The 12,436-nt window shown below is 39.6% G+C and carries 11 protein-coding genes; 4 read left to right on the top strand and 7 right to left on the bottom strand.

Annotated elements, in window-relative coordinates:
- Nucleotides 1-9 precede the first annotated feature (9 nt).
- Nucleotides 10-516 carry a glycine cleavage system protein R gene (locus tag H5116_RS07610; protein WP_002957843.1) on the top strand — a complete coding sequence of 169 codons (507 nt, stop codon included), beginning with the start codon at nucleotides 10-12 and terminating at the stop codon, nucleotides 514-516.
- A gap of 137 nt (nucleotides 517-653) precedes the next feature.
- Here the strand turns inward: H5116_RS07610 and H5116_RS07605 are convergent, their stop codons facing one another.
- The 7 genes from H5116_RS07605 to H5116_RS07575 all read right to left on the bottom strand — a co-directional run bounded on the left by H5116_RS07605 (nucleotide 654) and on the right by H5116_RS07575 (nucleotide 9,951).
- Nucleotides 654-1,109, bottom strand: a complete 456-nt coding sequence (locus H5116_RS07605) for a hypothetical protein (RefSeq protein ID WP_002957844.1) — start codon at nucleotides 1,107-1,109, stop codon at nucleotides 654-656.
- Nucleotides 1,110-1,309: 200 nt separating this feature from the next.
- A complete protein-coding gene (locus H5116_RS07600) occupies nucleotides 1,310-4,429 on the bottom strand; it encodes an efflux RND transporter permease subunit (protein ID WP_182715869.1) in 3,120 nt (1,039 codons plus the stop codon).
- A gap of 8 nt (nucleotides 4,430-4,437) precedes the next feature.
- Entirely contained in the window at nucleotides 4,438-5,988 is a 1,551-nt protein-coding gene (locus H5116_RS07595) for an efflux RND transporter periplasmic adaptor subunit (RefSeq protein ID WP_182715868.1), read from the bottom strand.
- Complete coding sequence (locus H5116_RS07590; RefSeq protein ID WP_182715867.1) at nucleotides 5,978-7,354, bottom strand: TolC family protein; 1,377 nt, start codon at nucleotides 7,352-7,354, stop codon at nucleotides 5,978-5,980. The genes H5116_RS07595 and H5116_RS07590 overlap by 11 nt, the downstream gene beginning before the upstream one ends.
- Nucleotides 7,355-7,611: 257 nt before the next feature.
- On the bottom strand, nucleotides 7,612-7,974 hold the full coding sequence (locus H5116_RS07585; RefSeq protein ID WP_259395075.1) for a hypothetical protein: 363 nt from the start codon (nucleotides 7,972-7,974) through the stop codon (nucleotides 7,612-7,614).
- A 94-nt stretch (nucleotides 7,975-8,068) separates the two neighbouring features.
- On the bottom strand, nucleotides 8,069-8,683 hold the full coding sequence (locus H5116_RS07580; protein ID WP_010554372.1) for a paraquat-inducible protein A: 615 nt from the start codon (nucleotides 8,681-8,683) through the stop codon (nucleotides 8,069-8,071).
- 2 nt (nucleotides 8,684-8,685) lie between these two features.
- Nucleotides 8,686-9,951 carry an EAL and HDOD domain-containing protein gene (locus tag H5116_RS07575; protein WP_024595824.1) on the bottom strand — a complete coding sequence of 422 codons (1,266 nt, stop codon included), beginning with the start codon at nucleotides 9,949-9,951 and terminating at the stop codon, nucleotides 8,686-8,688.
- Between the two features lie 149 nt (nucleotides 9,952-10,100).
- Between H5116_RS07575 and H5116_RS07570 the strand changes: the two genes are divergently transcribed.
- From H5116_RS07570 to H5116_RS07560, 3 genes are all read left to right on the top strand, one after another.
- Nucleotides 10,101-10,850 carry an ABC transporter substrate-binding protein gene (locus H5116_RS07570; RefSeq protein ID WP_024595823.1) on the top strand — a complete coding sequence of 250 codons (750 nt, stop codon included), beginning with the start codon at nucleotides 10,101-10,103 and terminating at the stop codon, nucleotides 10,848-10,850.
- A gap of 78 nt (nucleotides 10,851-10,928) precedes the next feature.
- Nucleotides 10,929-11,495, top strand: coding sequence for a PhnA domain-containing protein (locus tag H5116_RS07565; protein WP_007586451.1), 567 nt, complete (start codon nucleotides 10,929-10,931; stop codon nucleotides 11,493-11,495).
- 122 nt (nucleotides 11,496-11,617) lie between these two features.
- Nucleotides 11,618-12,436 carry an META domain-containing protein gene (locus H5116_RS07560; RefSeq protein ID WP_182695512.1) on the top strand — a complete coding sequence of 273 codons (819 nt, stop codon included), beginning with the start codon at nucleotides 11,618-11,620 and terminating at the stop codon, nucleotides 12,434-12,436.

Genomic DNA, 12,436 nt, shown 5'->3' with positions numbered 1-12,436 from the left:
GAATTATTTATGAAGCAGTTGGTTATAACTATTCTAGGGCAAGATCGCCCTGGTTTAGTAGAGAGTATCTCATCCGTCGTGTTACAAAATCATGGCAACTGGCTAAGCAGTAACTTAAGCCATTTATTAGGTCATTTTGCAGGTATTATTCAACTTGAAGTTGCTGAGGAGCACTTTCAATCACTACAAAGCGCTTTAAATAAGTTACCTAAGTTAGACGTTCGAATTGAAACCGGAAACACAGAAATTGAACCATCAACATTAGAACAAATCAATCTGGTTATAACAGGTAACGATCGCCCAGGTATTGTTCAAGAGTTGGCGAGTGTAATACGCCACAAAGGCGCTAACATTACTCATTTAAATTCAAGGCAGCAAAGTGCGCCTAATTGGGGGGTGCCTATTTTTAGCGCTGTTGCTACCGTTACTTTACCCAATGGTATGAATAAAGACGAAGTCATTGAAGCATTGGAATCAATAACAAGTGATTTAATTGTAGATACAGAAGAAGTTTGATCTCCCTAAGTGCGTGCCACACTGTTGACACGCATATTATTTTAGCCAGTTTATCAAAGCCCTCTGCGGGTTATTTAACGCAGACATAAAATAAGCCGATGCAAGCATCGGCTATTTTGAATAGTTATCCTATAAAGCTACATATCCATATGACGATTCGTACTTTGCATCATTTGCTTTATACCTTGCTTTTCCAGCTCTAGTATTTGTTGCAGCTTTTCTTGGCCACTTTGAGTTTCAGCGCGCTCAAGTAAGTATTCGTATAATTCAATTACCTTTTGATGCTGCTCTGATAAATAAGCTTGAATAACTTTCTCATCAAATTGCTGGTCTTTACTAATGTCTTCGAAAGTAATTAGCTCAGGATTTTTAGCAAAGTATTCATAACAGTACGTATCGAGCGTATTTATTTCGGTTATCGCTTTAAACCCGACTAAATCTTCAGCGAGTTTTTTTTCGTAATTTAGGTAGTAGTCCACCAGCATTGCATTATGTTCATCGAGTAAATCCTTTACGCTATGAAAATTAGCCGCCATTTGCGTATGAAACAAAACGGTCCAATCGTATACCTCTTTAATTGTTTTAACTTGCATGTGCATTCCTTACTTAGTTGACTGTATAGGTACTACACTGCGTAAAGCGTGCCAATTAAAAAACCATTTAAAAACAGAAGGTTAATTTTAAAATGGATATTAGTTAGCAATTTAATAGAATAACTTACAAATTATAGGTAATTTTTATAGAGCAATGCGTGGGTAGTAACCGCACTGCTCTATCGTCTTGTTGCTTTATATTATTTAAGTCCTTGTTTGCGCCACAGTAGGTAAACCGCAGGAATAACAAGTAAGGTGAGTACAATTGCACTGCCCATACCGCCAACCATAGGTGCAGCTATTCGACTCATTACTTCGCTTCCGGTGCCTGTGCCATACAGCACAGGTAGCAAGCCAATAATAATTGTCGCGACAGTCATCATAACCGGGCGTACTCGAAGCCCTGCACCTTCAATAATAGCTTGCTGTAATTGCACTAAACTAAGTGGCTTATCTGCCTGCTCTGCTTCGATGCATTTTTCTTGATAGGCTTGGTTTAAATACACCAACATAATGACCCCAATTTCTACCGCTACCCCAGCTAAGGCAATAAAACCTACACCCACTGCAACTGAAAAGTTAAAGCCCTCTAAATACATTAGCCATACGCCACCAATCATTGCCAGTGGCAAAGTAGCCATAATAATAGTGACCTCAGCAAAGCTTCTAAAATTAAGATAAAGCAACACAATAATAATCGCTAATGTAAGTGGTAATACATAAGTCAGTTTGTCTTTAGCGCGCTGCATGTATTCATACTGCCCAGCCCACGTAATTGAGTAGCCAGCAGGTAGTATTAGGTCCTTATCGAGCACTTGCTGAGCGTGCTCAACGTAAGTACCAATATCAACGCCATCTATATCAATAAAACTCCAACCGTTTAAACGTGCATTTTCGCTTTTTATACCAGGCGGTCCATCTTCAATAAATACATTGGCTACATCACCAAGTGCTATACGCTGCCCTGTAGGCGTTACAATGGGTAACAGCATTAGCTCTTCTGGCGAGTCTCTGTATGCTTGCGGGTAACGCAAATTAACTGGGTAGCGCTCTTGCCCTTCTACGGTTTGAGTTACGTTTGTACCACCAATTGCAGTAGATACAACTTGCTGTATGTCGCTAATATTTAAGCTATAGCGCGCGGCTTTTTCACGATTTATATCTACTTTTATATAACGTCCACCGGCTACTCGCTCTGAGTAAACCGATGCAGTGCCTTGCACATCTTTCAATAACACTTCTATTTGTTGACCAATTTTTTGAATTTCACTCAACTTTGGTCCCGCAACTTTAATACCCACAGGGGTTTTAATACCGGTCGCGAGCATATCAATACGTGTTTTAATTGGCATTACCCACGCGTTCGTCAACCCCGGAAACTTAACCAAACCGTCGAGTTCTTTTTTAAGTTTTTCAAGCGTCATACCCTCGCGCCATTCGTTTTTTGGTTTTAGCTGAATAAACGTCTCTATCATTGTAAGCGGCGCAGGATCTGTTGCAGTTTCTGCTCGCCCAACTTTACCAAATACTGTTTTAACCTCAGGTACTGTGGCAATTAGCTTGTCGGTTTGCTGTAGTATTTCGCGCGCTTTACCTACCGATAAACCAGGATACGTTGTGGGCATATACATTAAGTCGCCCTCATCAAGTGGCGGAATAAATTCACTGCCTATTTTGTTTACCGGGTAAAAGCCAATAACAGAAACAACCACCGCGAGTACCAATGTCATTTTTGGAAATTTAAGCACCCAGTTAAGTAGTGGGCGATACGCTGCGACGAGTAATCGGTTAACTGGATTTTTTTGCTCCGAAATAACTTTACCTCTAATAAAGTAACCCATTAATACCGGCACTAAGGTAATCGCAAGCCCAGCAGACGCCGCCATAGCATAGGTTTTAGTGTAAGCCAGTGGCGCAAACATACGTCCTTCTTGCGCTTCTAAAATAAATACCGGCATAAAGCTGACGGTAATAATTAATAAACTAAAAAATAATGCAGGACCCACTTCACTCGCCGATTTAGCCACAACTTCCCAGCGGTTTTCGTTGGTAAGTGGCGTTTTTTCCATATGTTTGTGCATATTTTCAATCATGACGATAGCGCCGTCGGTCATTGCGCCTATCGCTATTGCAATTCCCCCTAAAGACATAATGTTGGCGTTAATCCCCTGCCAATACATAATTATAAATGCCGTTAAAATCCCAAGCGGTAACGTAATAATCGCCACCAATGATGAGCGCACATGAAACAAAAACACCACACACACTAAAGCAACTACAATCAGCTCTTCAATTAGCTTACTTGTTAGATTATCTACTGCGTTATTTATTAAGTTGGAGCGATCGTACACAGGGACTATTTCAACGCCCTCTGGTAATCCCTTTTTAAGCGATTCTAATTTTGCTTTTACCAGCTCAATAGTTTTTTGTGCATTTTCGCCATAGCGCATAATAACGATGCCGCCGGTCACTTCGCCTTCGCCATTAAGCTCTGCAATACCACGGCGCATTTGCGGCCCGACTCTAATATCAGCTACATCACGCAATTGCAGCGCAGTACCATTAGCGTTTACGCCAAGCGGAATAGCTTCTAGGTCGGCAACACTTTTAATGTAGCCTGTGCTTGTTACCATGTATTCAGCTTCAGCCATTTCAACTACTGAGGCGCCCATCTCTTGGTTGCCTTGCTGGATAGCGGTTTGAATAAGGCTAAGCGGAATACCATATGCGCGTAATTTATCAGGCTCAACATTAACTTGATATTGCTTAACCATGCCACCAACAGCAGCCACTTCAGAGACTCCTGGTACGGTTTGTAGCTCAAACTTTAAAAACCAATCTTGTAAGCTTCGTAGCTGACTAATATCGTGTTTATTTGTTTTATCAATTAGTGCGTATAAGTAAATCCAACCTACGCCTGTCGCATCAGGACCAAGCTCTGGCGTAGCGCTATCGGGCAATCGGTTTGCTGCTTGGCTTAGGTATTCTTGTACTCGGCTACGCGCCCAATACAAATCGGTTTTTTCGTCAAAAATAACGTAAACGTACGAGTCACCAAAAAACGAAAAACCTCTTACGGTTTGCGCTCCCGGCACAGAAAGCATTGCTGTGGTGAGCGGAAATGTAACTTGGTCTTGCACTACTTGCGGCGCTTGCCCCGGGTAAGTGGTTTTTATAATGACCTGAACATCAGATAAGTCAGGCAAGGCATCCACGGGCGTATTTTTTAGTGCAAACAATCCTCCACCCAGTAAAATTAATGTAAGCAACAACACAAAAAAGCGATTGCTAACAGACCAGCGAATAATGGCAGTTATCATAATGGCTCCTAGTGAGAACTATATTGCATAGGTTGCATAGTAGAATGATCAATCGGCTCTGCGTTTTGCGCTTTAGTAATTACAAATTCATCGTTAATAATGCTAAAAGTAAAATTAATATACTGGGCATTTTCAAACTGAGTAATATCAATATCTGGCGCTAATACAAAGTCCATTGTGGCGGGTTCTCGATTCCATTTTTCAATGGCTTCTCGGCTAATATTAATAATGCGATTTTGTATATCTATGGCATTAATAGTGCCGTTAACCGTGGCGTTTTGTGGCTGCATATCCATGTTCATATTTGAGTCTGAACCAGAATCCGAGCTGATACCAGAGCTAGGTATTTCCATTCGTTTAAAGTCAGAGCTTTTACTCGATTCAGAGTCTATTAAAAATTGCGCTGAAGTCACTACCGTGTCACCTGTCATTACACCTGACAAAATGACAGCTTCATTACTATTAATTTGCCCAACTTCAACTTCTACCGATTTAAAACGACCCTCACCTAATGCAATAACCACACGGTTTTGATGCTGCGTGCGAATTACCGCTTCTTTAGGGACTGTAAATTGCGCCTTACTCGCTTTAGCGTGAATGCTCACTTGTGCAAACATATTTGGTTTTAACCGATGATCTGCATTTTCAAACCTAAGCCTTACACGCAGAGTCCGGTTTTTAGCATCAAGCGCGGGGTAAATGTAATCAACCTTACCTTCCCACTTTTGACCTTTTAAGTAATCAAGCGTCATTGTAACGGGCAACCCAACACTCACTTGTTCTGATTGGCGCTCGAACACTTCCGCCTCTACCCATATTTCATCTAGCTGGGCAATACTCATCATTGATGTGCCTGGTTTAACGTAAAAGCCCTCTCGTACTGTTAGCTCATCTACCACACCACTTTGCTTTGCGTAAAAAGTAATATTTTGCATTATCTTTTTATTTTTTTGTAAACGTTCAATAAATCCATCAGACACATTTAACGACTCTAAACGTGCCTTTGCTGCGCGAATTAACACGGTATTATTACGATTAACCGCCAATAAAAACTCTTCCTGTGCATTCACCAATTGTGGTGAATACAAAGTATATAAAGGCTCACCGGCTTTAACTTGTGCTCCTTGCGCTTTAACGTACAAGCTTTCAATCCAGCCCTCTACACGTGGATGAATGTGAATAAGTTGGTCTTGGTTATATTGCACATACCCCACAGTATTTATATCGCTGTGAAGTGTTTTAAGCTCTACTTTGGCAGTTCTTACACCCAAGTTATTAATGACTGCAGGCGAAATAGTTACTACACCTGGTCCATCCTGAGCGTTGCTATCGTTTTCATATACAGGGACTAAATCCATTCCCATTGGCGACAGCCCTGGCGCGTCACGCCTGTAATTACTATCCATAGGTGCTACCCAATACAAGGGCTGTTTTTCAGCACTTTGCTGTTCATTCATTTCCGAGCTGCTAGGTAAAAACTGCATCACTAAGGCGCCAATTAATGCAAATGCGCCCGCACCGACTAAGGCGGCAACAAGTAACTTTAAATTAGTATTCATTATGTAATTCTCCAGTTTGCTCGCTCATTACTTGGGGGTCTAAGCTACTTGCATAATAATTAAGGCGAGCGGTAATAATATGCTGCTCTACTTGAATATTAAGCGCGTCTATTTTGGCGTTAAGTTCACTAATACGCGCGCGCATCACGTCAGAAAAATCCCCATCGTCGCGCGTATAAGCATTAAGTGTTGCTTGAGATTGCTCTGACATTTGCGGTAATAACGTATTTTGATAAAGCGCATCGCGTTTTTGCAAACGAGCGAGTTGGCTAAACTCCTTAAAGTACATGCCTTTGAGTTTTTGAAGCGCCACCAGCTTTTGTGTTTTAGTAGCTTCTGCACTAGCAATAGCCGATTTAACCTGTTGATCTTGTCTGTTATCAGTAAACAATGGCAAATCAATGCTAAATCCTACTGAAAGTAAATCAGCTCGCGACTCCCCCATCGGCGTATCATCTCGGTAACCATAACCCACATTAACGCCCATTTGAGGTTTGTAACTTTGCTTGGCGAGTGCAACTTCGGTTTGCTTTGCGGTGACGGTTTTGTCTATCGCAATAATTGCGGGATGCGCCATAAGCAACTGTATTAATTTATCAAATTCAAGGTTTGCAAAATCAACCAGCCCTGTGGTTTTAGTAAATTCGTCATTTAAAGGCTGCATAAGCATATTCATAGGTAACCACTGTGCTAAACGGTTTTTAGCACTTTCAAATTGCTGCTCAAGCATAACCAGCTTATCTTCAAGGCGAGTGAGTTCTAATTGCGCACGAATAATATCTTGCTGGCGTGTTTTACCTAAGGTACTTGCGTAGCTTGCTTCGGTAATTTCAATAAGCTGAGTAAATAATCCTTTATCTTGCTCAATTAAAGCGATACTTCGCTGAGCACGATACGCGTTTAACCACGACTCAATCACAATTGCTTTTACTTGTGCTAAGCGATCGGCGCGCTGCCAAGGGTATTGTTGAGCAGACTGAGCTAATGCCTTTTGTTTAAGTGCTAAACTATTCCCTCGGCTAAACTTTTGGCTCAAATCGACTTTAAGCTGCGTCATCCCTTCTTGATCAAATGCATAACCGTTAGTAGGCAAGTTAAGTAAGCCAACCGTTAAAACAGGATCGGGTAAGGTGCCTGCGGCAATACTTTGCGCTATTGTGGCATCTTCTTGGTAGCAACTCGCTTTTAGCCATGGCTCATGCGTTAGTGCATAATTAAGCGCTTGCGTTAAGCTAAGCGTTTGCTCATTGCGGGCTTGTTTTAGCGTATCGATATTTAGGTTATTTGAATTGTTTTGCGCATTAACAGCTGTGCTAAATAACACAACACTACATAATACGGCTTTAATACTTACAGCGTGGTTCATCACCTGCTCCATCTAAAAATAAAAGAAATTCTTAAATTAAGAAGCAAAAAAGGTGTTTAGGAGTTTTACAAAAACCTTTTATATCAATTGCATTGAATTAATGATCTATTATTGCGGTAGGAAAATTGCTCTATAACAAGGAAAAAATTACGCAGTATAGTTGCTTTATATAAGTAATTTTTAACGCAGTTAGAGAGGTATTTAGTTCCTAGAATGAGCATGTTTTCAATAAAATTGATATTACACCTATCCTGCTATTAAGCAGACATAGGAGGGCGGTAGAGTGAACGAGGTATATTAATTTGTGTAGTAAATACACTTATATTTACTTTTTCAGATTCAAGTAAAGTAACGCTAAATAAAGTATCAACATTAAGCATTGAATTAGCAGCGCAGCCACTGATAGGGCATTTGCAATCATTTTGTGGCGTACTTTCGTCGTCGCAACAATCCATCTGCATCATATTTTCAGACATGCTAGCAACAGCTGTTGCATCACTACTGTGTGTCATTGGCATTTGGGCATGCATTGCTGTTTTCGTTGGCAAATGTGGCATTTCGCATACCATAGCTACAGACGCAACTGCCTGACCCACAAAAGTGAGCAGTAAAGTTATCATGAGTAAACTAGAGTAAAAACGTTGCAACATTATGCCTTTTAATAAATTTTAAAATGATTGTAAGATAACCTAACGGCAACCACAAATACTTTAATTATGTAGACTGCGGTTTATCAGGTGTTTTAATTAAGTTACTCGCGATAATTGCAAATATACAATATGCGCTAAAATACCAAAAACCCTCACCAAATTGTGCATTCATAACAAGTAGCTCACCACTTTTACCATGAGCGTTACCTGCTAGGTAAGTCACTATTAATGCAATAACAAATACATCAACCATGCTCCACTTACTTAATGCACAAATAACCAGACCGAGCTTTTGCTTAAACCCATTCAAAGGTAGGCAACAATAAAGCAATTGTAATAGCAGCTTCAAGCTTGGAATAACAATAGAAAACAACCCCACTAAAGCAGCTACAAATAAATTATTATTGCTAGCAAGCTCTTTAACTGTGCCTAAAATACTTTGTGTTTTGTTATAGGCGCTAATCTCGCCCTCTAACTTATCAAGCCCTAGCATATTCGAGAACATCATTAGCATGCTACGAGTCCGACCATCGCCCTCTTCAGCAAGCATTTCAATGCCCGCTTGCGCTAATTTTGATTTATCTATGTTGCCCTCTATTGTTAATACTGGTTTTGTAATACCAGGAAACAATAAACAAAGAGCAACCACTACACTTATAACCGACAACCAATTACGCATATTTATTCTGTTATTGCCTCAATAATGTCATCACTGTATAAAACAGCATCCAATAAAAAATTAAATATATCGCCAATGTGCAGCTCTGAGTTTATGTTGGCCAAATGGACCATAGCTTCATCTATATTATCTAATTCAAACTCTTTTATAAGCGATAAACAGTTCCCTAAGATGCCGCTCTCTAATAGTAACGCATCAGATATTGCAGCATCTAAAGTAAACTCTTTAACTATGTCTTTTAATTCAGCATCTAAAATAGCATCAAGCACCGAGAACAAACCCACCAGATACCCTTGCTCGGTCAACTCTTTATTATTTTGCTCCAATATTAGCGACATAAATTGAGCCCGCGTTAAAGCAAGCTTAGTTAATTCGGTTGGTTTTTCGACCCCCAACTCACTAATTGCTAATACGCGAACAAATTGTCTTATTGTGTCCTCACCTAAATAAATAACCGCTTGTGAAATAGACGTAATGACTAAATTTGCTTTGCCTGAACGCGCGTTAGCTAGCTTTAAAACCCTCGCTGTTATGGCGACATCTCTGGCCACTCGTTGATGAACTTCTTTAAAGCAAAGTGTTTCTTTTGCTGTAAAACGCAATAGATCAAAAACGGTTAGCTTTGAAGGCTCTACACCTTTATACGTAATCATTTCTGGGCGAGAAAAAAAGAACCCTTGAAATAAATCGCAGCCAGCCAATTTTAATACATTAAATTGTTCATGCGTCTCTATTCGTTCAACAATTATTTTTGCATGTGGATTTGCGCGTTTTATTTTTTTAATGCGCATATTGGTTTTAATAACCGGATCATCTATCTCAATTTTTATGTAATCAACATGTGCTAACAGTGGCTCCCATTTTGGATCGCCATCGTAATCATCAAGTGCAAAAACATAGCCTTCTTTTTTAAGTTCTTGCACACGCTCAGCCACCGCAGGAATATTACCCGTGCGCTCCACTATTTCAATAACACTATTTTCTGGCAATAAAAGTTTGGGGAAGTTATCGAGAATAGTTTCTGATGACAAGTTTATAAAAGCTAAATGATGTGCGGTAAGTCTATCTAAACCAACCAACATTAAAGCATTAAAAAATAGGCGGCTTGTCGCATGGACATCAGAAGTGCCTACAGGAAACGCATTATTGGCTGAGTCTCTATAAAGCAATTCGTACGAGAAAACATTCTGGTCTATATCAAAAATAGGTTGCCGCGCAACAAACTGAGTTATTTTTTGTACTTCATCAGGTATGTTATGTAATTTCACTTGGCTCTAAACCTATAAATAAAAGATGGCAAAACAGCCAATAATATGTGTACTTTAATGCAACACGCATAAGATAAATATAGTCGTCATTGCAAAAACGTTAAAATTACACAACACTAATATAAAATATTAATATAAAAGGTAGAGATTTGACTAACTTTATTCGGTTATTAGTACTGAGCCCTCTGCTATTTGTATTTTTTAGCTATGCCAGCATTAATCCTACTCCCCTCAAATATAATGTCAGCGCGTCAGGGAGTCATTATCCATATTATACAAATGATCCAGAAAAGCCTGGCATATTACCCGAAATTATTGAAAAAGTACTCGATGATGCCAATATTGCAGCTTCTCATATCGACCTACCTACAAAGCGTATTACCAAATATTTACAAGATGAAATAATCGATTTTGATGTTATTTCATTAGAATGGCTCTCAAAGAGTGAGAGAAATGACCCTCGTTATGTTTTTTCAGAGCCGCTTATTTATGCCACAGAAATGATTGTTACCTTGCCTAAAAATGCCCAGCATTGGCAAAGCGCTGATAGCTTGAAGGGTAAAAATATAGGAACGGTACTAGGTTACTATTACTTTAATGACAACACCTTTGAGCGTGTTGACTTTCCATCCGAAAAAGAACTTATGACAGCCCTATCAAGAAACCGTGTAGAAGCTGCACTAGTAGGTAAGTTAACTGCGCTCTATTGGGCAAAGCAGTTAGGGATAAACATTGCCTTTGGCGCACAGCATTCCCATGGTTTTTTAAGAATTCGCTTATTGAGCAAACACAAAGAATTATTGCCCCAGATAAACCTAGCAATTAAAAACCTTCACGCTCAAGGATATATAAAAACTATTGAAGATAAGTATATGAGTAATATACCCACACAAAATTAAGGGACTAATGGCGCAGAGCTCGTGTTTTGGAGTACAATAGCAGCAAATGTTAACTCGACCAGAATCAGAAAGAGCCCCATGAGTATTGAAAAAGCCTTAATCGAACGTAGTAATAATCAATGTGAATTGTGTGCAGCCACCGAGAACTTATCTGTTTATGAAGTACCACCGGTAACTGAAACCCACTCAGATAAATGTATTTACACGTGTCAAACATGTAAAGATCAAATCGAGAATAACAGCGAAATAACGCCTACGCATTGGCACTGTTTAAACGATAGCATGTGGAGCCAAACTCCTGCAGTACAAGTTGTAGCTTACAGAATGCTTTCGCGTTTAGCGCCTGATAATGGCTGGGCACAAGATGCGCTAGACATGATTTACCTTGAAGAAGATACGCTAACGTGGGCTAAAAAAGCACTTGCTGAAGATGACGATTTAAAGCATGTAGATAGCAACGGTGTAGTACTTCAAGCAGGCGATACTGTTACCCTAATTAAAGACTTAGACGTTAAAGGTAGTAGCCTTACAGCTAAACGCGGAACAGCTGTTCGTAATATTGGCCTAACCAGCAACCCTGAACATATTGAAGGGCGAGTTGACGGCCAGCGCATAGTTATTTTAACTAAGTTTGTTAAAAAATAATCGTTTGTTTTTTAATTATTAAAGGCGCTAATGCGCCTTTTTTTATGTTTAAAATAAGTTAAGGAATGATTAAGTCACTAGGTAATACACTAGGGGGATAATATTGAGTAAGGATAACAAACATGGAAAAGCATCAAGCAGTACATTCACGTAAAAAAGCACTTACAGGACTTAGTTTATTAGCACTGAGCGCTTTTGCTATAACCGGTTGTGATCAACAAACAAAGCCGACTGAAAATACAGAGCAAGCAAAATCAATATCGACTCTAACTACCCAAGTTAGCTACAAAGATCGCAGTATGCTTCGCCCCGGTTCACAGTTAATAGTTACGCTTTCGGATGTATCTAAAATGGATGTAAAAGCAGATATAATAACCCAAGAAGTGATTGATATTACCCAAGCCCCACCATTTACTGTAGAGCTAACTTATGATGCCAGTAAAGTTAACGATAAACACCGCTATAGCCTAAGCGCCAGAATCATAAATAAAGACAAAGTACTTTACACAAGTACCACAAATAACGACCCATTTAGAGAATCACAGCTAACTGGCCCTTATAAAATTGAGCTTTCAAAAGTATCCGTTGAAAAGCCAGACATAACGCTTACAAACACGTACTGGAAAGCAATAACAATCAATGCTCAAACAGTAAATGTTAGAACTAAAGAGCCGTTTATTCAGTTCGATAAAGACTACCGTGTTAATGGCTTTTTAGGCTGTAATAATTTTAGCGGAAGTTATAGCACCGAGCAGCACACAATTACACTTAGTCAGTTAGCGAGTACAAAAAAGATGTGTTCGGAGAATATGGACCAAGAGGCAGCTATGTCTAACGTACTTAACAATACTTCAAAGTGGGAAATTACAGGCGAGTCACTGAAACTTAAAAACAACAGCGGTAATACGCTTGCTACTTTTAACGCAGTTTATTTTAATTAA

This window comes from Pseudoalteromonas sp. SG45-2, assembly GCF_014164115.1.
GTDB lineage: Bacteria > Pseudomonadota > Gammaproteobacteria > Enterobacterales > Alteromonadaceae > Pseudoalteromonas > Pseudoalteromonas distincta.
Note: the sequence above shows the minus strand (reverse complement) of the source record. Positions and strands in the feature narration are given on the sequence as shown.